26 protein-coding genes and 1 pseudogene are annotated in these 25,977 nt (G+C 73.4%); 14 read left to right on the forward strand and 13 right to left on the reverse strand.

The window, feature by feature from the left end; all coding sequences use genetic code 11:
- Window positions 1–90: 90 nt before the first annotated feature.
- The 3 genes from FHU36_RS00920 to FHU36_RS00930 form a co-directional block, all read right to left on the reverse strand.
- Window positions 91–474, reverse strand: coding sequence for a hypothetical protein (locus FHU36_RS00920; protein WP_185081912.1), 384 nt, complete (start codon window positions 472–474; stop codon window positions 91–93).
- 519 nt (window positions 475–993) lie between these two features.
- Window positions 994–1,470, reverse strand: coding sequence for a hypothetical protein (locus tag FHU36_RS00925; RefSeq protein ID WP_185081913.1), 477 nt, complete (start codon window positions 1,468–1,470; stop codon window positions 994–996).
- A gap of 8 nt (window positions 1,471–1,478) precedes the next feature.
- Window positions 1,479–2,723, reverse strand: coding sequence for a helix-turn-helix domain-containing protein (locus FHU36_RS00930; RefSeq protein WP_185081914.1), 1,245 nt, complete (start codon window positions 2,721–2,723; stop codon window positions 1,479–1,481).
- A gap of 185 nt (window positions 2,724–2,908) precedes the next feature.
- On the opposite strand from FHU36_RS00930, the gene FHU36_RS00935 reads away from it, so the two are divergent.
- On the forward strand, window positions 2,909–3,475 hold the full coding sequence (locus FHU36_RS00935; RefSeq protein ID WP_185081915.1) for a COG4315 family predicted lipoprotein: 567 nt from the start codon (window positions 2,909–2,911) through the stop codon (window positions 3,473–3,475).
- A gap of 64 nt (window positions 3,476–3,539) precedes the next feature.
- Here FHU36_RS00935 and FHU36_RS00940 read toward each other — a convergent pair whose 3' ends face one another.
- The gene (locus tag FHU36_RS00940; RefSeq protein WP_446685844.1) at window positions 3,540–4,502 is read right to left on the reverse strand and encodes a helix-turn-helix domain-containing protein; all 963 of its coding nucleotides are present in this window, start codon (window positions 4,500–4,502) and stop codon (window positions 3,540–3,542) included.
- A gap of 87 nt (window positions 4,503–4,589) precedes the next feature.
- Between FHU36_RS00940 and FHU36_RS00945 the strand changes: the two genes are divergently transcribed.
- Window positions 4,590–5,474, forward strand: a complete 885-nt coding sequence (locus FHU36_RS00945; RefSeq protein WP_185081917.1) for a glycoside hydrolase family protein — start codon at window positions 4,590–4,592, stop codon at window positions 5,472–5,474.
- Window positions 5,475–5,534: 60 nt separating this feature from the next.
- Here the strand turns inward: FHU36_RS00945 and FHU36_RS00950 are convergent, their stop codons facing one another.
- The gene (locus FHU36_RS00950) at window positions 5,535–6,074 is read right to left on the reverse strand and encodes a GNAT family N-acetyltransferase (protein WP_185081918.1); all 540 of its coding nucleotides are present in this window, start codon (window positions 6,072–6,074) and stop codon (window positions 5,535–5,537) included.
- A gap of 33 nt (window positions 6,075–6,107) precedes the next feature.
- Window positions 6,108–7,184 carry an NADH:flavin oxidoreductase/NADH oxidase gene (locus tag FHU36_RS00955; RefSeq protein ID WP_376774104.1) on the reverse strand — a complete coding sequence of 359 codons (1,077 nt, stop codon included), beginning with the start codon at window positions 7,182–7,184 and terminating at the stop codon, window positions 6,108–6,110.
- A 99-nt stretch (window positions 7,185–7,283) separates the two neighbouring features.
- Here FHU36_RS00955 and FHU36_RS00960 point away from each other — a divergent pair, with 99 nt between their 5' ends.
- The 3 genes from FHU36_RS00960 to FHU36_RS00970 all read left to right on the forward strand — a co-directional run bounded on the left by FHU36_RS00960 (window position 7,284) and on the right by FHU36_RS00970 (window position 8,849).
- A complete protein-coding gene (locus tag FHU36_RS00960) occupies window positions 7,284–7,601 on the forward strand; it encodes an ArsR/SmtB family transcription factor (RefSeq protein WP_185081919.1) in 318 nt (105 codons plus the stop codon).
- An 8-nt stretch (window positions 7,602–7,609) separates the two neighbouring features.
- On the forward strand, window positions 7,610–8,140 hold the full coding sequence (locus tag FHU36_RS00965) for a PadR family transcriptional regulator (protein ID WP_185081920.1): 531 nt from the start codon (window positions 7,610–7,612) through the stop codon (window positions 8,138–8,140).
- Window positions 8,141–8,393: 253 nt separating this feature from the next.
- The gene (locus FHU36_RS00970; protein WP_185081921.1) at window positions 8,394–8,849 is read left to right on the forward strand and encodes a nitroreductase family deazaflavin-dependent oxidoreductase; all 456 of its coding nucleotides are present in this window, start codon (window positions 8,394–8,396) and stop codon (window positions 8,847–8,849) included.
- A gap of 21 nt (window positions 8,850–8,870) precedes the next feature.
- Here FHU36_RS00970 and FHU36_RS00975 read toward each other — a convergent pair whose 3' ends face one another.
- Window positions 8,871–10,877, reverse strand: coding sequence for a serine/threonine protein kinase (locus FHU36_RS00975; protein WP_281394135.1), 2,007 nt, complete (start codon window positions 10,875–10,877; stop codon window positions 8,871–8,873).
- Between the two features lie 221 nt (window positions 10,878–11,098).
- Here FHU36_RS00975 and FHU36_RS00980 point away from each other — a divergent pair, with 221 nt between their 5' ends.
- Window positions 11,099–11,890, forward strand: a complete 792-nt coding sequence (locus FHU36_RS00980; RefSeq protein ID WP_185081923.1) for a GNAT family N-acetyltransferase — start codon at window positions 11,099–11,101, stop codon at window positions 11,888–11,890.
- A gap of 109 nt (window positions 11,891–11,999) precedes the next feature.
- On the opposite strand, the gene FHU36_RS00985 is transcribed toward FHU36_RS00980, so the two are convergent.
- Complete coding sequence (locus FHU36_RS00985; protein ID WP_185081924.1) at window positions 12,000–12,230, reverse strand: zinc-binding dehydrogenase; 231 nt, start codon at window positions 12,228–12,230, stop codon at window positions 12,000–12,002.
- 29 nt (window positions 12,231–12,259) lie between these two features.
- On the opposite strand from FHU36_RS00985, the pseudogene FHU36_RS46725 reads away from it, so the two are divergent.
- A pseudogene (locus FHU36_RS46725) lies at window positions 12,260–12,493 on the forward strand (cupin domain-containing protein); the annotation flags it as partial.
- A 120-nt stretch (window positions 12,494–12,613) separates the two neighbouring features.
- On the forward strand, window positions 12,614–13,537 hold the full coding sequence (locus FHU36_RS46730; RefSeq protein WP_376774134.1) for a TIGR03086 family metal-binding protein: 924 nt from the start codon (window positions 12,614–12,616) through the stop codon (window positions 13,535–13,537).
- Between the two features lie 172 nt (window positions 13,538–13,709).
- On the opposite strand, the gene FHU36_RS01000 is transcribed toward FHU36_RS46730, so the two are convergent.
- Both FHU36_RS01000 and FHU36_RS01005 read right to left on the reverse strand, forming a co-directional pair.
- Entirely contained in the window at window positions 13,710–15,068 is a 1,359-nt protein-coding gene (locus FHU36_RS01000) for a lanthionine synthetase LanC family protein (protein WP_185081925.1), read from the reverse strand.
- Window positions 15,069–15,105: 37 nt separating this feature from the next.
- On the reverse strand, window positions 15,106–16,083 hold the full coding sequence (locus FHU36_RS01005; protein ID WP_185081926.1) for a hypothetical protein: 978 nt from the start codon (window positions 16,081–16,083) through the stop codon (window positions 15,106–15,108).
- 277 nt (window positions 16,084–16,360) lie between these two features.
- On the opposite strand from FHU36_RS01005, the gene FHU36_RS01010 reads away from it, so the two are divergent.
- Together FHU36_RS01010 and FHU36_RS01015 are read left to right on the forward strand one after the other, a co-directional pair.
- Window positions 16,361–18,331 carry a glycosyl hydrolase family 18 protein gene (locus FHU36_RS01010; RefSeq protein WP_185081927.1) on the forward strand — a complete coding sequence of 657 codons (1,971 nt, stop codon included), beginning with the start codon at window positions 16,361–16,363 and terminating at the stop codon, window positions 18,329–18,331.
- A 312-nt stretch (window positions 18,332–18,643) separates the two neighbouring features.
- A complete protein-coding gene (locus tag FHU36_RS01015) occupies window positions 18,644–19,240 on the forward strand; it encodes a DinB family protein (RefSeq protein WP_185081928.1) in 597 nt (198 codons plus the stop codon).
- 17 nt (window positions 19,241–19,257) lie between these two features.
- Here the strand turns inward: FHU36_RS01015 and FHU36_RS01020 are convergent, their stop codons facing one another.
- Window positions 19,258–20,667 (reverse strand): MFS transporter, encoded by a 1,410-nt coding sequence (locus tag FHU36_RS01020; protein WP_185081929.1) that lies wholly within the window; start codon window positions 20,665–20,667, stop codon window positions 19,258–19,260.
- Between the two features lie 95 nt (window positions 20,668–20,762).
- On the opposite strand from FHU36_RS01020, the gene FHU36_RS01025 reads away from it, so the two are divergent.
- Both FHU36_RS01025 and FHU36_RS01030 read left to right on the forward strand, forming a co-directional pair.
- Window positions 20,763–21,641 (forward strand): LysR family transcriptional regulator, encoded by an 879-nt coding sequence (locus FHU36_RS01025; RefSeq protein ID WP_185081930.1) that lies wholly within the window; start codon window positions 20,763–20,765, stop codon window positions 21,639–21,641.
- A 542-nt stretch (window positions 21,642–22,183) separates the two neighbouring features.
- Window positions 22,184–22,822 (forward strand): DsbA family oxidoreductase, encoded by a 639-nt coding sequence (locus tag FHU36_RS01030; protein ID WP_185081931.1) that lies wholly within the window; start codon window positions 22,184–22,186, stop codon window positions 22,820–22,822.
- 92 nt (window positions 22,823–22,914) lie between these two features.
- On the opposite strand, the gene FHU36_RS01035 is transcribed toward FHU36_RS01030, so the two are convergent.
- Complete coding sequence (locus FHU36_RS01035; RefSeq protein ID WP_185081932.1) at window positions 22,915–23,433, reverse strand: SRPBCC family protein; 519 nt, start codon at window positions 23,431–23,433, stop codon at window positions 22,915–22,917.
- Between the two features lie 61 nt (window positions 23,434–23,494).
- On the opposite strand from FHU36_RS01035, the gene FHU36_RS01040 reads away from it, so the two are divergent.
- The gene (locus tag FHU36_RS01040; protein WP_185081933.1) at window positions 23,495–23,971 is read left to right on the forward strand and encodes a winged helix-turn-helix transcriptional regulator; all 477 of its coding nucleotides are present in this window, start codon (window positions 23,495–23,497) and stop codon (window positions 23,969–23,971) included.
- 149 nt (window positions 23,972–24,120) lie between these two features.
- Here FHU36_RS01040 and FHU36_RS01045 read toward each other — a convergent pair whose 3' ends face one another.
- The gene (locus FHU36_RS01045; protein ID WP_185081934.1) at window positions 24,121–25,269 is read right to left on the reverse strand and encodes an FAD-dependent monooxygenase; all 1,149 of its coding nucleotides are present in this window, start codon (window positions 25,267–25,269) and stop codon (window positions 24,121–24,123) included.
- Between the two features lie 60 nt (window positions 25,270–25,329).
- Here FHU36_RS01045 and FHU36_RS01050 point away from each other — a divergent pair, with 60 nt between their 5' ends.
- A complete protein-coding gene (locus FHU36_RS01050) occupies window positions 25,330–25,926 on the forward strand; it encodes a TetR/AcrR family transcriptional regulator (protein WP_185081935.1) in 597 nt (198 codons plus the stop codon).
- The last annotated feature ends 51 nt before the right edge of the window (window positions 25,927–25,977 follow it).

Below are 25,977 nucleotides of genomic sequence, written 5' to 3' on the forward strand. Positions count from 1 at the left end.
TTCTCTGGTACGGCTTCGCTCACGGCCGGGGACTCCCCGCCGGGGCGGAGCTCCGGTGACGTTGAGGCAGCGTGCCGGGTGGTGTGCGGATCAGTTGTTGATGTTGGTGTTGGTGTTGTTGTTGTTGACGACGGCACCGCCGCCACCGCCGCCGCCACCGCCGCCGCCACCGCCGCCGCCACCGCCGCCGCCACCGCCACCGCCGCCGCCACCGCCGCCGCCGCCACCGCCGCCGCCACCGCCGCCGCCACCGCCGCCGCCGCCACCGCCGCCGCCGCTCCAGTTACGGCAGTGATTCACCTTCCAGGGCTTCTTGTGCTTCCAGCACGGCTTCGTCGGGTAGTCCACCGTCGTCGCGGTCGACTCGCTGAGGACGGGCGCCGCGCCGGCGGGCTGCGCCGAGATCGCCGCGGGTGCGACGAAGGCGGTGGCCACCATCGCGCCGGTGGCGAGAGCGTTCCTGAAGTTGATCATGACAGATGACTCCTTGCCATCTCCGGTGAGTGTGCTGCGGGCGACTGCCCTGACGCGCAACGCCAGGTCAAGGCCGGAAAATGGCCACCAGCGTCGCGATCTCTTCTTCACGCTAGGGCGAGTCCGTGGAGCCAGTCATCTTGCAGAGGCAAAAGTCCAGATTTGGTCGGATTGCCCTGAGGGTCCTGACAAGAATCGACCGGAAGCGTTTATCCACGCTGAGCGACGAACGTTGTGCGCCACGTGATGGTGGGCAAAGACCACCTCTTCGTGCGGTGAAATTACCCAGGCGTTCTCCGGCTCGCGGCCCGGAGTTCCCGCCCAGGCCCTCCGTACGGCAAAGCGCCCCGGCCGGTACGCCGCCCGTGAGCGAACGCCGTGGCAGGCGGGCCCGTGAGGCGGCTGAGCGGCACGGGGCCCCGCGATGATCGCGGGGCCGGGTCCGTGGACGGGCGGGGGTAGATCCTGGTCCACCCCTGGTGGTGGCCCGCGTGACCTGGCGACGCGTGGCGGCCGGGCTCAGTCGCGGTGCGCGCCGGCGGGCCAGATGACGCGCACCCGGATGCCGCGGGCCCGCGCCTCGGCGACGACGTCGGCCGTGCCGCCGTGCCCGCGGGCGGGCAGGCCGTCCCACACGGCGAGCAACTCGTCGGCGTCGTCCAGCATGTGGCGACCGGCCGCCATGTGCGACTCGGAGGTGGACTCGACGAACGGCAGCCGGTGCACCTCGTCGGCGTGCCCGACCAGCTCGTCGTACCCGTCCTGCGCCTCCTCGGGCAGCGCCTCCCGGTAGCGCTGGGCGGGGACCACCGCCTCCAGCGAGCCACCGAGGTCGAGGACCGCGCGGGCGAAGAGCTGGTCGGCCCCGTCGGCCAGGCACGACAGGCCGGTGAGAGGGGACGGCTCCGCTGCCAGCACCGCCCGGAGCTCGGTGTCCACCAGGTCGGCGGTGTCGGGCGGCAGCCCCCGGTGGCCGGAGATCGCGATGCGGGTCATGCCCACTCCTACAGCATCGTGGCGTGCAGTCTCTCGTCGAAGGTGCGTACGGTGGCCGTCACCGGGCCGGCGTACGCCCGGCGGAATGTCCTGGCGCGCTGGATGACGCGGTCGGAGCCGTAGGCGACCCCGAGGCTCAGGGCGTCGGCGGCCAGGTCGAAAGCCTCGTCGTGGCGGCCGGCCATGGCCTTGGCGGTGGCCATCTCGGTCATCAGGACACCATGCTGCTTGGCGGCGGGCGAGGAGGCGGCCAGCGACTCGGAGAAGGCCCGCTCGGCCTCCCCCGCCCGGCCCAGCCGTACCGAGACCACGGCCCGGTAGCCGGCGAGCTTGGCGTGGTCGAACGGGAACACCCACGGCCACGGCGGGGTGACCGCGCGCTCGCCGCGGGTCACGGCGGCCTCGGCGACACGCAGGGCGCTGTGGGCGGCGTCGGCGTCGCGCCCCGCCGCGTGACCGATCGCCTCGATGCTCGACAGCCAGGCGCGGGCCGTGTGCGGCGGGTCGCCGCCGAGCTCGCGCCGCGCGCGTGCGAGCAGGGTGAGCGCCAGCTCCGGCTCGTCGGCCTCGACCTCGAACGCGGCCCGGCTGCCGAGCATGTACGCGGCGAGCAGGCGATGACCGGCCTGGCGGGCGCTGTCCACGGCGAGCCGGTAGTAGACGCGGGCGGTGCCGCGGTCGAGCATGTCACCGTGGATCCACGCGGCGAACCCGGCCGCCTCGCTGAGCCCGGCGCGCACCTCGTCGGCCAGGCGGTGGTCGATCCGGCGCAGCACCCGCCCGGCCAGGTCGACGTGGGCGACGGCGCCGCGGACCAGTTTCCTGGACGGCGTCGCAGCCTCCAGCCGGCGGCGGGCTCCCGTGATGCTCGTCAGGGTCAGCGCGGTGGTCTCGTCCACCCGCACGACCACCCGCTCGCCGGGCCGCTCGTCCAGCCACTCACCCGCCTGCTCACCGGGCCGCTCGCCCGCCCGCTCGCCGGGCCGCTCGCCGAAGCGGAGCAGGTGGAGCGGTATCCCGAGCCGACCGGCCACCTCCCGCACCTGGTCCACGGTGAGCGGCTGGCGGCCGCGCAGCACCTTGGACACCCAGCTCTGGGAGTAGCCGATCACCTCGGCCAGCTCGGTCTGCGTCCAGCCGCGCTCCCTGCGGATCTCTCCGATCAGGGCCGGGACGTCGCACGTGGCCAAGGCGGCGGCGACGGCCGGCGCCGACCAGAAGCGCGGCGGTAAACGGTCGGATGGCTGGTTCACCCCGCCAGGCTATGCGTCCGCGGGCGTCTCGCCGATAGTCGTGTGGAGAATGCCGCCCTCACTCCGGGGTTCGCCCGGCCTGATTCCCCGCTCCGGCTAATGCGGGGGACGGGTTAGCGCAAGGGTTCCGCAAGACGCGCCCCATACGCCGGACCCGGAGGCGGGGCCGTCCCGATCCTTGGGGCATGAGGACACTTCCAGCCCCCTTGATCGGGACGACCATCGCACTGTTCCTGCTCACCGCCTGCGGCGGGACGGGAGGCGGGGCCGAGCCGGCGTCGGCCCCGCCCGCGCCCGCCTCGTACTCGCCCGCCAGTCCCGGCCCGGACGGCTCGCCTCCGGAGACCGGGATGTCGCCGGACGGCAGCCCCGGCGCGGCCACGCCGGTGCCCGACGCACCGGTGGGCATGGCCGAGTCGGGCATCGGCCGGATCCTCGTCGACGGCGAGGGACGCACGCTCTACCTGTTCGAGAAGGACAAGAACGGCAAGTCGAGCTGCGATGGCGCGTGCGCGAAGGCATGGCCGCCGTACCTGACCGAGGGCAAGCCGAAGGCCGAGGAAGGGGCGAAGCAGGACCTGCTCTCCACGACGAAGCGGGACGACGGCGGCACGCAGGTCGTCTACGGCGACTGGCCGCTGTACTACTACCAGGGCGACGAGAAGGCGGGTGACACCAGCGGGCACGACATCGAGGAGTTCGGCGCCGAGTGGTACGCGGTCGGGCCGAACGGAAAGAAGATCACCGGCTAGCGTCCGCCGGTACGCAGGCCCGGGGCCGGTGTGGATCGCGTGACGTCGACGCGCTCCCCGGGCCTCAGCGGGCCTGAAGGTCACGACGGAAGGCGCGGCGGTGGGCGGCGGGGGCGACGCCCCGGCGTGCCGCGAAGTGGTGGCGGAGGGTGTCCGCGCCGCCGAACCCGGCGCACGCCGCCACCGCCTCCACCGCCAGGTCGGTCGTCTCCAGCAGCTCCTCGGCGAGCTGGAGACGCTGGTCGAGGAGCCATCGGTGCGGCGTGGTGCCGGTCGCCGCCTTGAACCTCCTGGCGAACGTCCGCGGCGACATCGCCGCCCGCGCCGCCAGCGTCCGGACCGTGAGCGGCTCAGCGAGGTGCTCCTGCATCCAGTCGATCAGCTCCGACAGCTCGTACGGCGTGCGCGGCGCCGGCACGGGCGCCTCCACGAACTGGGCCTGCCCGCCCGAGCGGTGGGCGGGCACCACCATCCGCCGGGCCAGCGCGTTGGCCGTCGCGGCTCCGTACTCGCGGCGGACCAGGTGCAGGCAGGCGTCGATCCCGGCGGCGGCTCCCGCACTGCTCAGCACGGGCCCGTCGGCGACGTACAGGATGTCGCGGTCCACCCTGACCCGGGGGAAGCGCCGGGCGAGCAGGCCGGCGAACTGCCAGTGGGTGGCGGCGCGGCGGCCGTCGAGCAGCCCGGCGGCGGCCGGCAGGAACGCGCCCGTGCAGATCGAGAGCACCTGGGTGCCGCGCCCGGCGGCCTCGCGCAGGGCCGCCAGGAGCTGCTCCGGCACGGGCGCGTCGAGCTGCGGCCAGGCCGGAACGGCCACCAGGTCGGCGGCCGCCAGCCGCTCCAGCCCGTGCTCGACCTGGATCGCGAACCCCGACGTGGTCGGGACGGCCCCGGGGCGCGGCGCGCACACCGCGAAGTCGTGGACGGGCAGGCCGTCGTCCGACCGGTCCAGACCGAAAACCTGGCAGACCACGCCCAGCTCGAAGGCGGCCACCTGGTCGCCGACGACGGCGACGACGTTCCGGATCACGAGCCCGATTATGGCAGGAACTTCCCGCACCCGGGCAGTGCTGCCACTCCCGCCGCGCGGGGTCGGGCGGCGATGCTGGATGCCATGGCATCCCACACCCAACCGGCTTCTCCCGTCGCCTTCCCGCTGCCAGGGGGCGGGCCGCCCGTAGTGGCCGTGCCGGCGCCCGGACCCGGCCCGCAGCAGTGGGCGGGCGCGCCGAGCGCGGCGCTCGACGCCGACGGGACGTTCGTCCTCGCCTACCGCGTACGATCCGGGGCTGACCACAACGTCATCGCGCGGTCGGCCGACGGCGAGCGGTACACCACGGTCGCCGTCCTGACCCGGGACCGCTTCGGCGCGGCGATGGTCGAACGCCCCGCTCTGGTCCGCACCCCCTCGGGCCGGTGGCGCCTCTACGTCAGCTGCGCCACACCGGGCACCAAGCACTGGTGGATCGGCGTCCTGGAGGCGGGCACCCCGGAAGGGCTGGCCAGGGCGCAGGCACGCCCGGTGTTCGAGGGGGACGCGCGCACGGCGGTCAAGGACCCGGTGATCCGGTACGACGGCGGCCGGCGGCGGGCGTGGATCTGCTGCCACCCCCTCGACGAGCCCGGCGCGGAGGACCGCATGAGCACCGCCTACGCCACCAGCGCCGACGGGCTGACCTGGCGGTGGCACGGCACGGCGCTCACCGGCCGGCCCGGCGCGTGGGACGCCCGCGGCGCGCGGCTGACCAGCGTCCTGCCCGACGGCCGCGCCTGCTACGACGGGCGCGCCTCGGCGCGGGAGAACTGGTTCGAGCGGACCGGCCTGGCCGTCCCCGCCCGCCCCGGCGACGCCGCACGGCTCGTGCCGGTCGCGGGCCCACCCGTGGTGGACGTCCGCTACCTCGACGTCCTGCCTCTACCGGCGGGCGGCCACCGCCTCTTCTACGAGGCCCGGCTGCCCGACGAGAGCCACGAATTGCGCACCGAACTGGTCCGGTGAGTTCGGGAGGAGAGGCCGAGGACGACGCGGAATCCGGGATCACGGCGTCGCGTGAGGACGTCAGCCCCGGCCCGGCAGTCTCGTCGCGTAGATCCAGTCGTGGCCGTCGAAGCCGGGGCCGTCGAGGTGCGCGGCGCGGGTCAGGCCGGCCCGGGCCGCGACGCGCTGGGAGGCGACGTTGGCCGGCCTGACCCGGGCGATCAGCGGCAGGCCGGGCCGGTGCTCGGCCGCCCAGGCCGTGACCGCGGTCGCGGCCTCGCCGGCGTAGCCCTGGCCCCATGCCGCGACGGCGAAGCGGTAGAAGAGGTTGAGGATCTCCATGCCGCGCAGGTCCATGGGCTTGACGCCGCAGAAGCCGAGCGGTTCGGACGAGTCGTGGCGCCGGACGACCCAGTAGCCGTATCCGTGCCTGCGCCACTGGTCGTCCCAGCGGTGGTAGAGCTCCTTCGCCTCGCCGGGGTCGGCGAGCGCGTCGGAGGGATTGTGGACACAGGTCCGGGGGTCGCCGTGGATCTCGAAGATCGCGTCGATGTCGGCCTCGGCCGGCCGCCGCAGGGCCAGCCGGGCGGTTCTCAGTTCCTCGAAGATCGCCTCGCTCATCCGGCCAGCGTAGAGCGCCCGGGGCGCGCCCTCTCAGACGGCGTAGCCGTACGGGTCGGGCCAGCGCGTCCGCACGCCGAGCGCGCGGGCGGCGTGGTGGGGCCAGTACGGGTCGCGCAGCAACTCGCGGCCGAGCATGACGGCGTCGGCCCGCCCGGCGGTGAGGATCTCCTCGGCCTGGTGCGGGTCGGTGATCAGGCCGACGGCGGCCACGAGCAGGTCGGTCTCCTGGCGCACCCGGGCCGCGAACGGTACCTGGTAGCCGGGCCCGGTGCGCACCTTCGCCCCGGCCGCGTTGCCTCCACTGGAGGTGTCGAGCAGGTCGACACCGCGGGCGAGCAGGTCCTTGGCGAGCCGCACCGTGTCGTCCACGGTCCAGCCCTGGCCGTCGGGCAGCCAGTCGGTGGCCGAGATCCGGAAGAACACCGGCAGTTCGGCCGGCCAGACGGCGCGTACGGCGTCGACGACCTCCAGCGCGAAGCGGGTACGGCCGGCGAACGAGCCGCCGTAGCCGTCGGTGCGGTGGTTGCTGTGCGGGGACAGGAACTCGCCGATCAGGTACCCGTGCGCGCCGTGCACCTCCACCACCTGGAAGCCGGCCCGCAGCGCCCGCTCCGCGGCCCGCCCGAAGTCGGCCACGACGCGGCCGATCTCCTCGACCGTGAGCTCGGCCGGCACCGGGTGACCCTCGCGGAACGGGATCGCGCTGGGGGCGACCGGCCGCCAACCGCCCGCCTCGGTGCCGACCGGCGCACCGCCCCGCCACGGCCGGTCGGTGGCCGCCTTACGGCCGGCGTGCGCGAGCTGGATCCCGGCGACGCTGCCGGCCTGCCGCACGAACCGCGCGACCCGGCCGAACGCCTCCTCCTGCCGACCGTTCCAGAGGCCGAGGTCGGCGGGGCTGATCCGGCCCTCGGGTGAGACGGCCGTGGCCTCCGTCATGATGAGCCCGGCGCCTCCGACCGCACGGGCGCCCAGGTGCGTCAGGTGCCAGTCGTGCGGCACTCCGGCGTCGGGGCCGTCGGTGGCGGCGCAGTACTGGCACATGGGCGCCATCCAGGCCCGATTGGGGATGGTGAGCGACCGCAGCGTGATGGGCTCGAACAGCACGGGGACCCCTCTCGTCAGCTCGTACGAGGTTTATCGTACTACGAGAGATGTCGTAATACGAGAACCTTCGTACTATTGGGAGGAGAGAGGAGGACGCGCATGTCGACACGAGTCCTGGAGCACCCGAGCACCGAGGAGCTCCGGCTGGAGTCCGTCCTACACGCGCTCGCCGACCCCATGCGGCTCGAAGTGGTGCGCTTCCTGGCGGAGGCCGGCCGCGAGGTGGCCTGCTCGGAGATCGACCTGGCGGTCAGCAAGTCGACCGGCACCCACCACTACCGCGTGCTGCGCGAGGCCGGGATCATCTCCCAGGTCTACCGCGGCACCGCGAAGCTCAACTCCCTGCGCCGCGCCGACCTCGACACCCGCTTCCCCGGCCTGCTGGACAGCGTCATCACCGCCGCCGGCGCGGGGTGAGGGAGACGATGTCGGCGACGCGGCTGCTGGTCCTCGGCGTGGTGCGGATGCACGGTCGGGCGCACGGCTACCTGGTGGGCTCCGAGCTGGAGTCGTGGGAGGCCGAACGATGGGCCGGGCTCAGATCGGGCTCGATCTACCACGCGCTCCGCCAACTGGCCAAGGAGGGCCTGCTGGACGTCGGCGAGGTGCACGAGTGGCCGGGCCGTGTCGACTACGCCATCAACGACAAGGGGGAGGCGGAGTTCCTCCGGCTGCTCAGGGCGGCCCTGAGCGTGCCCGACCGGCGTCCCGAACTGCTCAGCGCGGCCCTGGTCATGCTGCCCGCACTGCCCGACGAGGAAGTGATCACACTGCTCGGGAAGCGCGCGCACGCCCTGGAGGAGGAGCGGGCGCGCATCGTGGCCACGGCCCGGGAGGGAGAGCGCCCCAGGCACGTCGCCGAGCTGTTCGCCTGGCGCGCCGCGCAGGCGGCGGGCGACGCGGCGTGGACCCACGACCTGATCGGCCGACTGGAACGGGGCGAGAGGCCGGCCTGAGCGGCCGGGAACCGGCTTGACGGCTTGACGGCTTGACGACGGAAAGGCGGATGAACCATAGTTCGATAACCAAATTTGGTTAACCAAATTTGGTTATACGAAGGAGTTCCATGCGCATCTCCCTGAACTCGCCCCCCGCCCGCGCTCTCGCCGCCGCGCATCCACCGGAATCCGTCCCGGTCCCCGGCGCCGCGACCCACGGACTCGCGTGGGCACGCCGGCGGACCGACCGCCCTGTGAGCGGAGCCGCCCGATGAACCAGGAGCCGATCGACAGCCCGACCGGGTGGGTGGCCAGGCACGTCAAGAGCTACGCCGAGTCCGGCGGCGCCCGCGGTCACCTGTTCCATGGCGCGCCCACCCTGCTGATCACCACGATCGGCCGCCGCTCGGGACTCCCACGCCGCACCGCCCTCATCTATGGCCGCGACGGCGACCGCTACCTCGTGGTCGCCTCCAACGGCGGCGCCGCCGACCATCCGCTCTGGTTCTCCAACCTGCTCGCCCAGCCGCAGGTCGGCGTGCAGGTCGCCGCCGAGGTGTTCGACGCGGTGGCCCGCCCGGCGACCGCGGACGAGCGGCCCCGCCTGTGGGAGACGATGACGGGGATATGGCCGCACTACACGGGCTACCAGCGACAGACGCCGAGGGAGATCCCGGTCGTGATCATCGAGCGGGCGGCGACGCCCGATCCCGGCGCCCGCTCGTGATCCCGGGCACCGCTCCGGCGCTCAGGAGGGGAAGTCGAGGACGACGTACTCGAACTCGCCCTTCCCGGCCTTCCTGAACTTCCCGTCGCCGTCGAGGTCGGTGAAGACGGCCAGGTAGACGTCCTGCTTCTGCTCGGCCATGGGCTTGGAGACGTCGTCCCGGAACACCGTGGCGAACAGCACCTTGTCCAGCGTGGCCGAATGCCGGGCGACCCGGGTGCCGACCAGGTGGTTGTGCCCCTCGTCGTTCAGGAACAGCGTGCCGGAGCCGTACTCGTAGTCGGCCAGGCCGGTGCCGGGCCGGAAGCACCGATGGTCGGCGACCTTGCCGCCGTCCTCGATCGCGAAGACCGACCTGTCGGTCCAGGCGCAGATCTGCAGGGCCCGATCCTTGGCCAGCGTGGGGAAGCGCAGCTCGAACGGCGCGCCCTTCAGGCTGACGGTGGTGACCGCGTCGTCGAGGTCGTCGAGTGCCATCGGGGCGAGGGCGCCGTCCTGCCAGAACTCCAGCCCGAGCCGGGGCGTCCTGGCCACCTGACCTGCGGCCCGCGCCGACGGGCTGGGCGAGCCGCCGGCCGACGTCGCCGTGCCGGTGGAGGCCGACGGTCCGGGGGTGGTGGTGACGCCCGGTGAGTTCCTCAAGGTGGTGAAGATCACCGCGATCACGGCGACCACAGCCACGAAGGCCGCGCCGGCCGTACCGGCGATCACACCCGTCCGCCTGCGGCCCGGCTGCGTGGCCGGCGGCCCACCCGGCTCGGACGGGGCCCCGTACGGGCCGGAGGGGACCCGGGGCGGTCCCGAGGGCGCCCCGGGCGCCCCGGACGGCCGACCGTACGGCCCCGCAGGAGCGGCCTCCCGGCCGGGCCCGGCCGCGTACGGGCCCGCCGGGACACCATACGGACCCGACTGGGCACCGTGCGAGCCCGACCGGGCACCGTGCGGGCCCGACGGGACACCGTGCGAGCCCGACGGGGAAACATGCGCACCCGCCTGCACATCGCGCGGACCCGACTGGGCACCGTGCGAGCCGGGCGGCGAGACGTGCGGACCCTGCGGCGGGATGTTCGGGCCCGATGCGGCGGCGGGTGGGCCGGACGGGGAAGCGTGGGCGCCCGGGAGCGGGCCGCCCGGCCGTCCCGGCGGGGTGGCGGGCGAGCCGGACGGCCCCGGACGGGGCTGGGGCGAAACAGGCAGGAGGGGGAAGAGGCGGCCGCCCCGGTGATCGTCCATCAGCCCCAGCAGCACCTGCTGCGCGGTCGGCCGCCGGGCGGGGTCCTTGTCCAGGCAGGCGGCGACCGTCGCGCGCAGCGCCCCCGCCAGCAGCCCCAGGTCGGGCTCGGCGTTGAGGATGCGGTTGATCACCGCGGGCAACGGCTCGTGCCCGAACGGCGGCCGCCCGTTGGCCGCGTACGCGATCGTGCAACCCCAGGCGAACAGGTCGAGCGGCGGCCCGGCCGGGTCGCCCGCGAGCTGCTCGGGCGACATGTAGGCGGGCGTGCCGACGACGCCGCTGACCGTGGCGGCGGTGGCGTCGAGGGGTCTCGCGATGCCGAAGTCGATGACCCGGGGACCGTCGGCGGCCAGCAGCACGTTCGCGGGCTTGAAGTCGCGGTGCACCACACCGGCCGCGTGGACGGCGCCCAGCGCCGTCGCGGTGGCGACGGCCAGCCGGTCGAGGTCGGCCCCGGCCATGACGCCCCGGTCCCGCACCGCCTCCTGCAGCGACGGGCCGTCCACGTACTCGCTGACCACGTACGGCGGGTCGGCGTCGGGGTCGGCGGCGAGCACCTTGGCGGTGCAGAACGGCGCGACCCGCTGCAGCGCCGCCAGCTCGCGGTGGAAGTGGCGCCTGGCGTCGTGGTCGTGGCCGAAGTGGGCGTGCAGCAGCTTGACGGCGACGGGCTCGCCCTGCGGCGAGGTGCCGAAGAACACCGTGCCCTGCCCGCCCTGGCCGAGCCGCCCGCTCAGGGCGTAGCCGGCGACCTCCCGCGGGTCCGTCGGTCGGAGGGGGCGCATCCGCTGCATCACGTCCTCTTCCGCCCCCGTGGGGAACGGCGGGCGGCCGGTGGGTCACGTCGCGGGGCGACCTGACCGCCGGGCCGGTTCTCGGCCGGGTGGGGCGGTGCCAGCATAGGGTCGATTGTGCCGGATCGCCCACCGGATCCCGCGCCCGGTCACCGACCGCTGATCATCCTGCGCTGACCTGCGGGGCAGGTGGACCGCCACGGGGTGGGTAGGTGGGGAGCATGGGCCGACCGCACCTCACCGACGGCTGGGAGCCGGACCTCGACGCCGGTGACTCGGTGCTGCGCAGGTTCGTGCTGGCCAACGCCGATCGCAACGCCTTCGTCGCCTCGTGCTCCGGCGGGCGGTCGCGGCGGTGGCCGGACCTGGCCGTGGCCGACCCGGCCTCGCCCGTCGTCTTCGACAACGCGGCCGTGCTGCTGCGTCCCCCGCCGTACGTCGATCTGCCGGACGTCACGCGGCGGATCACGGAGTTCTACCCGCCCGGACGGCACTTCGTGTTCCTGTCGGCCTGGCCGACGCCGGACCTGTCCGCGGCGGGCATGGAACTGGTGGGCCACCCGCCGTTCATGCTGCGCCCGCCGGGCGGCCTGCCGCCGCCCGTCCCGAAGGGGCTGCGGATCGTCCCGGTGACCGACCGGAAGACCCTGGACGACTTCGTCCGGACACTCGTCGAGGCGTACCCGCTGCCGGACGCCGAGGGGACGGTGCTCGGCGACGTGCGCGTGCTGCGGGGGCCCATCCGGCTGTTCGTCGGGTACGACGGCGACCGTCCCGTCGCCACCTCCGGCGCGCGCCTCGGCCACGGCATCGTGGACGTGGAGTGGGTGTCCACCATGTCCTCGCACCGCGGCCGGGGCATCGGCACCGCGCTCACCTGGGCGGCCACCCTCGTCTCCCCGGCCGAACCGGCCACGCTCATCGCCAGCGACGAGGGGCAGTCGGTCTACGAGGCGATGGGCTACCTCCGGGTGATGCGCCTGACGATGTGGCACCGTCCACCGGTCTCCTGACCCTCCCCCACCGCCGGACACCGACCCGTCCAGCCGACTCGAACGCGGCGCGGACGGCATCCAGGCCCGCGGCCTCGACCGTCGGCGAGACCGCGCTCGTCGCGGCCGGTCACCCGCGCTCATGCGTGACGGTGACGACGACCTTGCCGAGCTGGGCGTTCGACTCCAGGTGGCGGTGCGCCCGCACGATCTCCGCCAGGTCGAAGGTGCGGTCGACGACGGGGGCCAGCGTGCCGGAGCGCAGTCCGGCCTCGACGAACGCCCGGGCACGGCGCATCCGATCGGGGTCACCGGTGACGAGGTCGACGGCGAAGCCGTGGATGTTCAGCGGCCAGTTCATGGGCAGGGGCGCCGGGCGGGGGTCGAGCCAGCCGTACCGGCCCGGCCACCCTGTTGCTGTGCGGCGCCTACCGGCTCAGCCGGGCCAGGGCGCACCCGCTGCTCACCGGCCTGCCCGACGTCGTCCACCTGCCGGCCCGGCTCGGCTCGCACCCCACGCTGCGCGCCGCCGTCGAGCTGCTGGGCGATGAGCTGGAGCGACCCGGGCCGGGCTCGGACGCGGTGGTGCCGGCACTGCTCGACACGCTGCTGCTCAACATCCTGCGCGCCTGGCTGCGCGACCACGCCGGGCACGCGGCCACCGGCTGGGCCGCCGCCCTCGCCGGCCCGGCGATCGCCGACGCGCTGCACGCCCTGCACCACGACCCGGCCCACCCCTGGACCGTGGAGGAGCTCGGCGCGCGGGCCGGCCTGTCGCGGGCGGCCTTCGCGCGCCGGTTCGCCATGGTCGTGGGGCAGCCTCCGCTGGCGTACCTGACCTGGTGGCGCATGACCATCGCCGGCCGGCTGCTGGCCACGACCGACCTGCCGTTGCGCCTGGTCGCCCGGCGCGGCGGCTACGCCTCGGAGTTCGCGTTCGCCAAGGCGTTCAAGCGGGAGTACGGGATGTCACCCGGCATGTCATCGCTGGGAGCGTCAACCTATTGGAATAAAGCGTTCCGTTCTGATAGAGTGAACACTGTCACCGAGAAGAAGGGCCACACCCCCATGAGCACTCCCATCGTCACCGGCTGGGCCGTCCTCGACTACTCCCACCAGGCGCTGCGCGCCGCCGTCCAGGGTGTCCCGGCGGGCGGCTGGGAGCTGCCGACGCCGTGCGCGCAGTGGAACGTCACCCAGGTGCTCCAGCACGCGGCGGGCGACCAGATCGGGTTCGCGTCCTTCCTGACCGGCGAGCCCGGCCCCGCCGACAACCCGTTCGCCCCGTCGGGCACGCTGGCCGAGGAGCCCGCGGCCTACCTGGAGGCGGCGCTGGAGCGCTCGGCGAAGGCGTGGGCGGGCGTGGACCGCGCCGCCGCCGAAGTGCCCGTCCCGGTGCCGCCGAACAAGCTGACGCCCGAGGTGGGCGCCGGCGCGTGCGCGCTCGACGCCGCCGTGCACGCCTGGGACATCGCCATGGCCACCGGCCAGCCCACGACGCTCACCCGCGAGTACGCCGTGGAGCTGCTGGCCGTGGCCCGGCAGATCGTCGAGCCGCTGCGCGCGTACGGCGCCTACGCGGCGGCGCTGGAGCCGCGTGACGGCGACGACGAGGTGGCCGAGCTGCTGCGTTACCTGGGCCGCGACCCGGAGTGGTCGGCCGCCTGAGCGCTCCCGGTGAGGTCCTCGTGGTCGCTCTCCAGCGCGCAGGCGATCACGTCCCGCGACGCCTGCGCCTCCGCGATGCGCGGGGGCCCGGACCGCGCCGCGGTCGCTTCCGCGGCGCGGTCCACGACCGGGCAGGCCCACCCGCAGGCCCGCCGTGGGGCGGGAATCGGGCCTACCGGTCGCCGTGCTCCCGCTCGTCCACGGGCCGCAGCACGGCGGCGGGGATCGGGATCGCGGGGAAGGGGTTGTCGGGCAGCAGGATGACCCACCGGGGCCGGTCGGCCTGCCCGGCGGCGTCGAGGTGGAGCAGCGAGGTGCCGATGCCGGCGGCGCCGACCATGTAGCCGGTGTCGGCGCTGACCTCTTCGGGCCGCAACCTGCGGTAGGCCTGGTACCAGCGGTAACCGCGCCCGTCGTGGCCGCTGGCCCGGCCGACGAGATGGCCGGCCAGGGTCCGGGCGAAGTCGAGGTGGGCGGGCCGGCCGGTGGCCGCCCACAGGCCGACGAACAGCTCGATCAGCCCGGCGGTGCCGCAACACTGGCAGGCGGTGTTCCAGAAGCCCTCGCTGTGGCGGTACGGCACACCCGCCTTGACGATGCCGCGGGCCAGCCGCTCGACCCAGTCCAGGTCGCCCGGGTCGCCGGACACCTGGTGCAACTCGTAGAACATCCGGGCGACCCCGGCCGAGCCGGAGCAGAAACCCAGGTAGTGCAGCGTCCGCGCCTGCGGCACGTGGTGCGGGACGAGGGCGCACGCGCCGGTGACGGTGCTGATCTCGCGGACGAAGTCGGCGCCGCTGCGCGCCGCGCGCAGGAACCGGGTCTCGCCGGTGATGCCGTACAGGCGGGCCAGCAGGAACGCGGTGCCGGCCGTACCGGCCAGGAAGCCGGGGGTGACCGCGTCCACGGGCAGGTCGGCGCAGTCGCCGAACCGGTGGCCGGGCACGGGCAGCCGGGCGATGCGCAGCCCCGCCTCGACCGCGGCCTGCTCGTAGGCCGGCACGCCCAGGTGGGCGGCGGCGCGCAGCAGGCCGAGCACGATGCCGCCGTCGCCGCGCTGGGCCGGGTCCGGGGACCAGCCGACACCGCCCCCGATCTCCCGCCGCCGCTCGACGATCAGGTCCGCGACCGCCCGCGCCTCGACCTCGAACGACTCCTCGCCCAGCGCCCAACCGGCCTCCATCAGCGCGATCATCACCCCGGTCAGGCCGTGGTAGAGCGACAGGTCGCCCTGCCGGCGCCACGTCGCGGCCAGCCGGCGCGCGCCCGCCCGCGCGTCCTCCAGGTACGCCTCGTGCCCGGTCGCGGCGGCCAGTTCCAGGAAGAACAGCACCACCCCCGCGCTGCCCGAGTACAGCGACCAGGACTCCGGGGTGACGGCCGAGCGGCCCCGCGGGTCGGGATTGGCCCGCCACCACCGGCCATGCCCGTCGTCCACCGCGGCCGACCTGATCCACCGGCCGGCCAGGATCGCCGCCGACAGCGGCGACTCGGCGCGCTCCTTGGACGAGCGGGTCCTGTCGAAGCTCATGACCAGAGTATCCCGCAAAATTGGTAGGAATTAAGCATTATCTGAAGAGGGTTTCGTAGCTCGTTTCGCCGTGGCGGTACACGACGCGAACGCCATCGCCACCGGAGGCATGCCGGGAGATCTCGTCCACCGCGTGCTCGTCACCCTGGTGCGCCCAGCAAGGCCGGCGGATTCCTCCGGACCGGGGATACACGTGGGCCACGCCGACCGTCTCGCCGGACTCGCCCTGCTTCTCGCAGATCGAGAAGTCGGCCTCGCTCCAGCCGGCGCCACCCGCGCAGGGCGTGGGGCCGTCCGCCCGCAGCGCCTGGGAGCCCGCGCACTCCCGCATGGTGTTCGTCCAGACGGAGTCACATGTCGCGGCGTGCCGGAAGATCCCGTCGGTGAGGTCCCGCAGGCAGTTCATCCTCATGGTGAGGCCGAACGCGCATTCGTTCGGAGAAGGACCCGCGCCCGGGCACACGAGATACGTGCCGAGCAGGCCGGAGCAACTCACCCTCAAGGTGTGACACAGGCCGAGAACCTCGATGTACGTCGCACAGGACCCGTGATCGCCTCGTACGTCGTCCCGGCATTCGTAGTAGGCGTCGCGCGCCCGTACGCAGTCGAAGCCGGCGGCCGGATCGAAGGTCCGCGGACAGCGCGCGGACTCCGACTCAGCCGCCGCGCACACCTCATCGGAGCGGCGGGGAGTCCCCGTCCGGCACGACAGGTACGACGCGAAAGACGCGGCACAGTCCCGCTCACTACGAGAGATCCCCTGCTTGCCGAACCTGCATCCGACGCGGACGATCAACGCCTGCCGGCACAGCTTCCTCACCCCATGACGCTTCACACAGGCGTCATATCCCGCGGCCTTCGACCGGCAGTCCAGCCCCCGCGGCCCCTCACCCTTCGGGCACACGTCATCGGCCGCGACCCGCCAGTCATCGCCGGACAGGACCTGCCATGAGGGCTGCGAGCGCGGGATCCTCGGGGGCGTCTCCGCAGAGGAGCAACCGGCCAGGACGACCATGGCGCCGAGCGCCAGCAGAATCCGCCACCCCACTGCCGACACGTGGCCTCCCGCTCGTACGTTTCCGGGCTCACCGGGCAACCGGCGAGGCGCGCACCCCGTCGATCATCTCCTGCGGCACGGAGCGTGGCCAACCAGGCGGTGCCCGGCCCGTCATGGTTGACGCGACCCCGGGCGCGAGCTACGTTCGTGAGCAATTAGACAGGAAACTTTCTTAAGAGTTCTCCTGTCTGACCACTCCCATCCCACCCCCCGATCACCCGGATGCCGGAGAATCATGAGACACAAGACCATCGGCAAGATCCTGGCCGGCCTGACGGCGTTACTGCTGCCGCTCACCGCGGCCGTCGCCGCCCCGCCCGGGGCCTACGGCGCGACCACATCCCTCAGCTCGGCGAGCGCCCTGGCGGCGTGGGCCCCGTGGACGGCCTACACCGCGGGCACCCGCGTCACCTACGACGGCACCGAGTACGAGTGCCTGCAGAGCCACACCTCCCAGCCCGGCTGGGAGCCGCCGAACGTACCGGCCCTGTGGAAGGCCACCGGCGGCGGAGGCGGCGACACGCAGCCACCCTCGAAACCGGCCGACCTCCGCTCCACAGGCGTGACGTCCACCAGCGTCTCCCTCACCTGGAACGCCTCCACCGACAACGTCGCCGTCACCGGCTACAACCTCTACCGAGGCACCACCCTCGTCACCACCGTCACCGGCACCACCCACACCGACACCGGCCTGACCGCCAACACCCCCTACACCTACACCGTCCGCGCCAAGGACGCCGCCGGCAACCTCTCACCCCCCAGCGACCCCGTCACCGCCACCACCACCGGCGGCGGAGGCGGCGACACGCAGCCACCCTCGAAACCGGCCGACCTCCGCTCCACAGGCGTGACGTCCACCAGCGTCTCCCTCACCTGGAACGCCTCCACCGACAACGTCGCCGTCACCGGCTACAACCTCTACCGAGGCACCACCCTCGTCACCACCGTCACCGGCACCACCCACACCGACACCGGCCTGACCGCCAACACCCCCTACACCTACACCGTCCGCGCCAAGGACGCCGCCGGCAACCTCTCACCCCCCAGCGACCCCGTCACCGCCACCACCACCGGCGGCGGAGGCGGAGGTGGCGACAAGGTGCTCGGGTACTTCGTCCAGTGGGGCGTCTACCAGCGCGGCTACCACGTCAAGAACATCGACACCAGCGGCTCGGCCGCGAAGCTGACGCACATCAACTACGCCTTCGGCAACGTGCAGAACGGCCAGTGCGCGATCGGCGACTCCTACGCCGACTACGACCGGTTCTACAGCGCGGCCGAGAGCGTCGACGGCGTCGCCGACACCTGGGACGCCGGAGCCCTGCGCGGCAGCTTCAACCAGCTCCGCAAGCTGAAGAAGAAGTACCCCCACATCAAGGTGCTGTTCTCCTTCGGCGGCTGGACCTGGTCCGGCGGTTTCGGCCAGGCCGCGGCCAACCCGGCGGCGTTCGCCGAGTCCTGCTACCGGCTCGTGGAGGACCCGCGCTGGGCCGACGTCTTCGACGGCATCGACATCGACTGGGAGTACCCGAACGCGTGCGGCCTGACCTGCGACACCAGCGGCCCGGCGGCGTTCCGCACCCTGATGTCGGCGCTGCGCTCCCGCTTCGGCGCGGGCAACCTGGTGACGGCGGCCATCACCGCCGACGGCACCTCCGGCGGCAAGATCGACGCGGCCGACTACGGCGGCGCCGCCCAGTACGTCGACTGGTACAACGTCATGACGTACGACTTCTTCGGCGCCTGGGCGGCCCAGGGCCCGACCGCCCCGCACTCGCCGCTCACCTCCTACAGCGGCATCCCGACCCCGGGCTTCTTCTCCGACAACGCCATCCAGAAGCTCAAGGGCAAGGGCGTGCCGTCGAGCAAGCTCCTGCTCGGCATCGGCTTCTACGGCCGCGGTTGGACGGGCGTCACCCAGGCCGCGCCGGGCGGCACGGCCACCGGCCCCGCGCCCGGCACGTACGAGCAGGGGATCGAGGACTACAAGGTGCTCAAGACCCGCTGCCCCGCGACGGGCACCGTCGCGGGCACCGCCTACGCCCACTGCGGCAACCAGTGGTGGAGCTACGACACGCCGAGCACCATCGGCGGCAAGATGGGCTACTCGAAGGACCAGGGCCTCGGCGGCGCGTTCTTCTGGGAACTCAGCGGTGACACGACCAACGGTGAGCTGATCACCGCGATGCGCAACGGCCTGGGCTGACCCCCGAGCCGCCACGTGGGGCCGGCCTCCCTCCCCAGGGCCGGCCCCACCGCACGCGCCCGTACGGGCGCGTGCGGCCGGGGCGGTCAGCGCAGCGCGTCGTGCACGGCCTGGTGCAGCTGTGATCATCGGTCCTTCTCGGGAGTCACCTGCGGGTGGGGGCGCACGAACCCGTGGCGCGATGACGACTCGCCGTGGAACAGGCCCGTGAGCGGTTCACCGTCCCGAAGGGTCTCTGCAGCGAACCTGAACGCGCCTTGACGCGGCGCCGGCCGGAGCCGGCTCGCCCAACGCGGTGACAGAATGTCCGGCATGCTCGGATCAGACCCGAAAGCGGACCTTCACCGCTACCTGCGAACCGCCCGTGAATCCCTGCTGTGGAAGCTCGACGGGTTGTCGGAATACGACATCCGCCGGCCGATGACGCCGACCGGGACCAACCTGCTGGGCCTGGTCAAACATGTGGCCAGCATCGAGCTGGAGTACTTCGGCGACGTCTTCGGCCGGCCGTCCGGCGAGGCGCTGCCCTGGTTCGGGGACGGCGCGGAACCCAACGCGGACATGTGGGCGACCGCCGACGAGTCGCGCGAGCAGATCACCGGGCTGTATCGCCGGGCGTGGGCGCACGCGGACGCGACGATCGACGCGTTGACGCTGGACTCGGTCGGCCGCGTCCCGTGGTGGCCGGACGACCGTAGCCAGGTGACGCTCCATCGGATCATGGTGCACGTGATCGCCGAGACCCAACGGCACGCCGGGCACGCCGACATCGTCCGGGAGCTGATCGACGGGATCGTCGGTCTGCGGGCCGACAACACCAACATGGCGCCGGTCGACCAGGCGTGGTGGGAGGACTACCGGAACCGGTTGGAAGGCGTGGCACGGGAGGCCGGTGACACTCCGGGCTGATGCCGCACGCGAGATGATCAGCTGTCCCGCGGGACGTGGACGGCCGGCCGCGCGCGGTGGCCGGGGCGCGACGTGAGCGGAACGGCCCGGTGTCCCGTGGCGAACCCGATGCCGGCCGCCGCGCAGACCACCGCCGCGAGCAGCAGCGCGGCCGCCGATCCCGCCCCCAGGCCGACACAGGCGCCCATGGTGGCGACGCCCAGCGTGGCCCCGGTCTGGCGGACCGCGTTCAGCACCCCTCCCGCCGCTCCCGCCGTACCCTCCGGCGCGGCGTCGATGATCGACGAGACGAGTACGGGCAGCACGAACGACACCCCGAACCCGATCAGCAGCAGCCCGACGGCGAGCCATCCGTAATCCGCCCCCACCAGCGTCGCCCAGGCGAGCACGCCGCAGCCCACCGTGATCAGGGAGATCCCCGCCAGGATGGGCGGGCGCGGGCCGACCCGGGCCGCGATCCGGCCGGTCAGCGGCGGGTTGAGCGCGAACGGCAGCGTCAGCGGCAGGAACGCCAGGCCGCTGGCGGCGGCGCCGAGATGATGGTCCCGCTGCAGCACGAGGGGCAGCACGAACAGCGTGCCGTTGAGCGCGAAGTTGACCGCCGCGCCCGCCGCCAGCCCGGCTCGCACGCCGCGGCTGCGCAGCAGCACTCGGTCGAGGACGGGCGTGGCGCTGCGCCGTTCCAGAGCGAGGAAGGCGGCTCCGGCCAGCGCGGTCGCCGCAGCCGACCCGGCCGCGTGCGCCCAGGAACCCGCGCCGGTCGCGATGAGCGCGTCCGTCAGCATCGCCAGCGCCGCGCAGGCGGCCAGCTGTGCCGCCCAGTCGATCCGCCGCTCGCCGCGCGGGCAGACCAGCGCCCGCCCGGCGGTCAGGGCGAGCACCAGCGCCGCGATCGGCACGTTGACCAGGAAGATCGCCCGCCATCCCGCCAGCTCGACGAGGGCGCCGCCGACGACCGGGCCGGCGGCCACCGCGGCGCCGCTGATGGCCGCCCAGGCGGCGACGGCCCGGATCCGGCCGGCCGGTTCCGGATACAACCGCGCGATCAACGCCATCGAGGCCGGCACGCACGCGGCCCCCGCGGCGCCCAGCACTCCGCGCAATCCCACCAGGACCGGCAGCGTCGGCGCGAGCGCCGACAGCGCGGAGGCCAGCCCGAACCCCGCCACGCCGGCCCGGAACACCCGGTGCGCGCCGTACCGGTCCGCCACCGCCCCCGCCGACAGCAGCAAGGCGCCGAACACCACGGTGTATCCCGTGGTCGCCCACTGCAGCCCGGCGATGGAGATGCGCAGCGAGGCGGCCAGGTCCGGCTCGGCCACCGACAGCACCGTCATGTCCAGCAACACCATGAAATAGCCCAGCGAGATGCCCAGCAGGACGAGCGGCCTGCGCCCGACTCGGGCGCGCACTTCGACAGTCGTCATGATCTCCACTGTCACGGGCCCGCGCGGGACGCTCCACCGGCTCGGCCGCACGCCCCGTTCGGAATCACCGAACGCCCGCCGGAGTTGTCAGTGACGTGGAACTACGCCAGCTACGCACCTTCGAGGCGGTGGTCCGGCACCGGACGGTCACGGGCGCCGCCGTCGCCCTGGATCTGGCCCCCTCCACGGTCTCCGAGCAGATCCGCGCCCTGGAGAAGTCGCTGGGGGTCGCGCTGTTCGAGCGGACGGCGACGGGCATGACCCTGACCGACCCCGGCGAACGCCTGCTCGGCTGGGCGCGCCGCCTGCTGGACCAGGCCGAGCAGGCACGCCGCGACGTGACCGGGCAGCAGGAGGCGGTACGGCTCGGCGCGCTGGAGACCATCGCGGCCACCCACGTGCCGCGCGTGCTCGCCCGGCTCGCCTCGCGCCGCCCCGGCCTGCGGGTCGAGGTGCGCCCCAGCGTGAGCCGCGACCAGTTGCTCGCCGACGTCGCGGCCGGGCAGTTGGAGGCGGCGCTCCTGATGGACACCGGCGCCGCCCTCGGCGACCTCGGCTTCCCGCCGCCGCCCGCCCCGCTGACCTTCCTCGACGTCGGCACGGTGCCGCTCGTCCTCGTCGCGGCTCCGGACCACCCGCTGCGTGGGCGTTCGCCGGTGGACCCGGCCGACCTGCTCGGTGAGCGGCTGCTCGTGAACGTACCGGCGTGCAGTTTCTGGATGGCCGCCGACCGGATCATCGGCGACGGCCCCGAACGCGTCCGCTCCGGCGGGGTCGCGGTGATGCGCGCGTGGGCCGAGCAGGGCCTGGGCATCGCGTTGCTCCCCGAGTTCGCGGTCGCCGCCGCTCTGGCGTCCGGCTCCCTGACCCGGCTGGCGCTCGCCGCACCGGACCTGAGCCTGCGCCTGGTCTGGCGCGGCGATCGCGAGCAGCTCCCCGGCCTGCGCGACCTCCTCTACGCCGCCGCATCCTGAGCCCCGCCGCCGTGCGGCGATCGCGCGGCGCCGTCTCGTCGCCGACGAAGGCCCGGATCTCGGCGCCACGCAGCTCGACGCGGAACCTCACCTGCCCCGTCACCGCCGCGCCGGAGCCCGTCGCGATGACGCCCGTGCCCGCCCGGAACACCTCGACCGACCCGTTCGGGCGCAGGTAGACGAGGTAGCCGGACTGCGCTCCACGCCTCGGCCGTGGCCGCCGCCGAGGAGAAACCGTCACGGAAGACCACGCCCTGGGCGTCCGGCACGATCCGCAGGTCCACGGTGTCGATCTCGGTCGTCCCGCCGGTGCGCCGCGTCTGCGCGGTCAGCCGGCACGGCCCCGGCAGCGTCGTCTCCCGTCCGGCGAGCGCGAGGCCCGCCGACGGCCCGCTCCCCCGGCCCGGCTCCCTGACGGCCGCCTTGCGTGCGACCGCCGCCCGGGAGCCGTTGACCTCAACAGCGCTTGAGGTTGCAGGATGGGTCGCCGGGAGAGCCTGCCCTGCGCCCCCGTCACACATCGATCCCCTCGAAGGACGTTCATGAAGGTCGAGATCTACGCCGATGTGCTGTGCCCGTGGTGCTACATCGGCAAGCGACGCCTGACCGCGGCGCTGGACCAACTCGCCGACCGGGACCGGGTGCGGCTCGTCTGGCGCGGCTTCGAGCTCGCCCCCGACCAAGGCCGGACTCCCGGCCCCACGGCCGCCGAGGCCATGACCGGCTGGTGGGGAGACCGCGCGCAGGCCCGGATCGCCCACATCCGGTCCCTCGGCGCCGCCGAAGGACTGGAGCTCAACCTGCATCTGGCCCGGCCGGTCAACACCTTCGACGCGCACCGGCTGTGCCGGCTGGCCGCCGCCCGCGGCAGCGCCGACCAGATAGTGGAACGGCTGCTGCGCGCCTACCACACCGAAGGGCTGAACGTGGCCGACCCGCAGGTCCTGCGCCGCCTGGGCGGCGAGGCGGGGCTGGCCGACGCCGAGGTGCGGGCTCTCCTCGCCGGCGACGACCACGCCGAGGAGGTCCGCGCCGACCGGCGTCGCGCGGCCGAGCACGGCGTCACCGGCGTCCCGTCCCTCGTGATCGACGGCCGGCCGCCGGTGCCGGGCGTCCAGCCGTCCGCCGAACTGCGCCGCCTGCTGGAGGACATCCCGCACGGTGTCGGCCGGCCCGGCTGAGAACCAGCGCCCGCCCGATCCCTCATTCGGCGCCGGCAATCGGAACGCGGTCATCTCAAACGTTGCGAGACCCGGTGCCGGCCGGCTGGTGCTTACGGTGTGCGCCTGGCGCGCAGCACGGTGGCGGCGTCCTGGTGGGCCGGGGCGTTCCCGCCCTCCTTCGGGTTGGGCTGCCCCTGTCCCGTGTTGATCAGGTTGCGCAGGCTGCCGCCGAGGTAGCCGTTCCACGCGTTGGTGCACACGTCGTAGCACTCGTACTGCGGAACCAGGCCCACGTGGGTGAAGCGGACCTCGGCGCCGCCGTCCTTTTCGGAGATCTCGAAGACGACCTCGGTGCCCTTCCATTCGGCCTGGTCTTCGATGAAGTTGAAGAAGTTGTCCAGGACGAGCCATGCGACCTTCCGGCCGGGCACGAGTTCCGTCACGCGGATCCTGCAGCGGTGGACGTCCTTGTAGTGGTGGTCGAACTCGCCGCCGACCTGGTCGGTGACGCCCTCGACCTCCTGGGACCACCAACCGCGGACGTTGGTGATGGCCTCGAATGCTTCCCGGGGATTTCGATCCACCGAGAAGGTGGTGGTGAAGTCCTGCTTCTGAGTTGCTTGCATCATGCAAGCCACCTTATGTCGGTCGCTTTCATGACGCAAGCGCCTGCCCGGTAGACTGGGGCGCATGCTGGGGAAGACCTACGACTCACAGGTGTGCTCGATCGCACGCTCCCTGGAGGTGATCGGCGAACGCTGGAGCCTGCTGATCGTTCGCGACGCCCTGTTCGGGGGGGCCACCCGCTACAGCGACTTCCAGCGCAACCTGGGCATCGCGACCAACATCCTCAAGGCCCGGCTCGACGGCTTCGTCGAGGCTGGGATCATGCGGCGCCACAAGTACTCCGAGCAGCCCGAACTCCACGAGTACCTGCTGACCGACAAGGGGCGCGCGCTCGCGCCCGCGCTGGTCGCGCTCACCGAGTGGGGCGACCGGTGGGCGACCGACGGGGAGCCGCCGATCCTCTACACCCACTCGGTGTGCGGCGCCGGGGTCACCGAGCAGACGGTGTGCGCCCACTGCGGCCGCGTGGAGGACCCGGCCGAGATCCGGGCCGTGGTCGGGCCCGGCATGCCCCCCGAACGCACACCACCGAAGGCTTGACCTCCAGCACGGTTGGCTCGCGACCGCGGCGCGGATGTCAGGCCCCCAGGTAGGCAGGCGTCGAGCGAGAACGAGCCCGGCCGTGCTGAGCGCGGCCGCCACGGCTGCACTTGGATTGCCGCCCGCGCCGCCGAGGTGGCCGAACGGCACTACTGGGCGTGCCAGAGGGCGGCAAGCTGCCGGGTGGCCAGCCGGGACGGTACGGCGCGCAGCGACGCGTCGCGTATCCACGCGGGGACGCCGGTCCAGCAGGTCAGCCGCGATTGCCGCGACGCCGCCCGCATGATGCGGTTGGCACGGGGTCTGCGCTCGGCGTCGTAGCGCAGGAGCCGCTGGGCGACGTCTGCCGGTTCGGCGCCGGTCAGGTGGCGGGTCAGCGCGGCCGCGTCTTCGAAGGCCTGGCTGGCGCCCTGGCCGAGGTCGGGTGGCATGGCGTGCGCGGCGTCGCCGAGGAGCGCGATCCTGCCGGCCGCGAACGAGGGCAGGGGTTCTGCCAGGCGAGTGATCGGGTCGACGTGGATGTCGGCGGGCGGGGTGGCCTCGATCAGTGAGGTGACGAGGGGGTGCCAGTCGGCCATCAGGGACAGCATCTGCCGGCGCGCCTCGTCCGCGCCGGGGGGCGGGCCGTGCTGGGCGGAGTCGGTGAACCAGTACAGGTGGTTCTCGCCGACGGGGAACAGGCCGAACATCGCCCCGCTGCGGCGGTCGACCAACTGGCTGGCGAGCAGGTCCGTCACCAGGCCGGGAGGGCGGGGCAGCATGCCGCGCAGGTCCATCCGGCCGGTCCGCCGCAGCCCGGGGTGGCCGGGAAAGAGCTGTCCGCGCAGCTTGCTGCCGAGGCCGTCGGCCGCGATCACGGCGTCCGCTCTCGCGACGGGGTTGCCGTCGCTGATCACGGTCACCCCGGCGGCGTCGGGCTCCAGGCGCTCGACCGGGGTCGCGGTTCGCGCCAGGTCGGCGGGCAGCGGGGCGCGTAGCGCCCGGTGCAGTCGCGCCCGGTCGATGATGGCGGGTGTCCCGATCTCCTGCTGCGCCTGAACCGCATCGGTGACCAGCAGCGGCCGTCCGCGCCAGTCCCGCAATCCCGCGCGGGCGGCAGGCAGGACGTGCCCGCGAACGTCTCCGGCCAGCCCCAGCGCGTCCAGCGCGCGAAGCCCGTTGGGCATGACCACGATCCCCGTGCCCGCTTCCCGGAGCTCGGCGTCGCGTTCGAACAGGGTCACCTCGTGGCCCAGGCGATGCAGCCCCACCGCGGCCGCCACTCCCCCGAGCCCCGCACCGACCACCACGATCCTCATGGGACCTCCCTCACCGATTCACTACGATCGTACTAGTACGGCTATTGGTAGCATGGTCGCATGCCGCCCACCAATCCGGCCCGTCGCCGAGCTCTGGCCGATGCCGCCATCGATCTGCTGGCGTCCTCGGGCGTGCACGGACTGACCCACCGCGCGGTGGAGAAGGAGGCGGACCTTCCTCCGGGAACGGCCTCGAACTACTTCCGCAGCCGGGAGGCGCTGCTCGTGGCCGCCGCGGAGCGCATCGCCGAGCTGCATCACACCGACACCGACCGAGCCACCGACCAGGCCACCGCGCAGTCCGCGACGCTGGCCGACCTGCTGGCGGAATCGCTGCTCACCGCGGCGACCACCCGGCGCAACCGCTACCTGGCGATCTTCGAACTCCAACTGGAGGCCGCACGCCGGCCCGTGCTCGCCTCGGCGCTGGCGGGCCTGCAGAACACGTCGTTGCGGATCACCGCCGGGCACCACGACAAACTCGGCCTCGCCATCCCCCGCGAGAAGATCCCCGCCCTGATCGCGCTCTACGGGGGTGCGCTGTTCACCCTGGTCACCGCGCCGGCAGGCAGCGTCAGCAGGGACATCGCCCGGGACGTGGCCCAGGTCATCGTGCACGGCTGCGCCGTAGGCGAGTCGTCTCGGCCGCCGGGGTGAACGGCACCGGGCCCCAGATCCTCTTGCGTTCGAGCGCGCTCGAAGCCATAG

It is taken from the genome of Nonomuraea muscovyensis, from assembly GCF_014207745.1.
Taxonomy (GTDB): domain Bacteria; phylum Actinomycetota; class Actinomycetes; order Streptosporangiales; family Streptosporangiaceae; genus Nonomuraea; species Nonomuraea muscovyensis.

What these genes read in the sequence shown, in the direction of transcription:
- FHU36_RS00920 (WP_185081912.1), bottom strand. Translation starts at nt 474, where the DNA reads ATGATCAACTTCAGGAACGCTCTCGCCACCGGCGCGATGGTGGCCACC.
- FHU36_RS00925 (WP_185081913.1), bottom strand. Translation starts at nt 1,470, where the DNA reads ATGACCCGCATCGCGATCTCCGGCCACCGGGGGCTGCCGCCCGACACC.
- FHU36_RS00935 (WP_185081915.1), top strand. Translation starts at nt 2,909, where the DNA reads ATGAGGACACTTCCAGCCCCCTTGATCGGGACGACCATCGCACTGTTC.
- FHU36_RS00945 (WP_185081917.1), top strand. Translation starts at nt 4,590, where the DNA reads ATGGCATCCCACACCCAACCGGCTTCTCCCGTCGCCTTCCCGCTGCCA.
- FHU36_RS00950 (WP_185081918.1), bottom strand. Translation starts at nt 6,074, where the DNA reads ATGAGCGAGGCGATCTTCGAGGAACTGAGAACCGCCCGGCTGGCCCTG.
- FHU36_RS00960 (WP_185081919.1), top strand. Translation starts at nt 7,284, where the DNA reads ATGTCGACACGAGTCCTGGAGCACCCGAGCACCGAGGAGCTCCGGCTG.
- FHU36_RS00965 (WP_185081920.1), top strand. Translation starts at nt 7,610, where the DNA reads ATGTCGGCGACGCGGCTGCTGGTCCTCGGCGTGGTGCGGATGCACGGT.
- FHU36_RS00970 (WP_185081921.1), top strand. Translation starts at nt 8,394, where the DNA reads ATGAACCAGGAGCCGATCGACAGCCCGACCGGGTGGGTGGCCAGGCAC.
- FHU36_RS00975 (WP_281394135.1), bottom strand. Translation starts at nt 10,877, where the DNA reads ATGCAGCGGATGCGCCCCCTCCGACCGACGGACCCGCGGGAGGTCGCC.
- FHU36_RS00980 (WP_185081923.1), top strand. Translation starts at nt 11,099, where the DNA reads ATGGGCCGACCGCACCTCACCGACGGCTGGGAGCCGGACCTCGACGCC.
- FHU36_RS00985 (WP_185081924.1), bottom strand. Translation starts at nt 12,230, where the DNA reads ATGAACTGGCCGCTGAACATCCACGGCTTCGCCGTCGACCTCGTCACC.
- FHU36_RS01000 (WP_185081925.1), bottom strand. Translation starts at nt 15,068, where the DNA reads ATGAGCTTCGACAGGACCCGCTCGTCCAAGGAGCGCGCCGAGTCGCCG.
- FHU36_RS01005 (WP_185081926.1), bottom strand. Translation starts at nt 16,083, where the DNA reads ATGGTCGTCCTGGCCGGTTGCTCCTCTGCGGAGACGCCCCCGAGGATC.
- FHU36_RS01010 (WP_185081927.1), top strand. Translation starts at nt 16,361, where the DNA reads ATGAGACACAAGACCATCGGCAAGATCCTGGCCGGCCTGACGGCGTTA.
- FHU36_RS01015 (WP_185081928.1), top strand. Translation starts at nt 18,644, where the DNA reads ATGCTCGGATCAGACCCGAAAGCGGACCTTCACCGCTACCTGCGAACC.
- FHU36_RS01020 (WP_185081929.1), bottom strand. Translation starts at nt 20,667, where the DNA reads ATGACGACTGTCGAAGTGCGCGCCCGAGTCGGGCGCAGGCCGCTCGTC.
- FHU36_RS01030 (WP_185081931.1), top strand. Translation starts at nt 22,184, where the DNA reads ATGAAGGTCGAGATCTACGCCGATGTGCTGTGCCCGTGGTGCTACATC.
- FHU36_RS01035 (WP_185081932.1), bottom strand. Translation starts at nt 23,433, where the DNA reads ATGATGCAAGCAACTCAGAAGCAGGACTTCACCACCACCTTCTCGGTG.
- FHU36_RS01040 (WP_185081933.1), top strand. Translation starts at nt 23,495, where the DNA reads ATGCTGGGGAAGACCTACGACTCACAGGTGTGCTCGATCGCACGCTCC.
- FHU36_RS01045 (WP_185081934.1), bottom strand. Translation starts at nt 25,269, where the DNA reads ATGAGGATCGTGGTGGTCGGTGCGGGGCTCGGGGGAGTGGCGGCCGCG.
- FHU36_RS01050 (WP_185081935.1), top strand. Translation starts at nt 25,330, where the DNA reads ATGCCGCCCACCAATCCGGCCCGTCGCCGAGCTCTGGCCGATGCCGCC.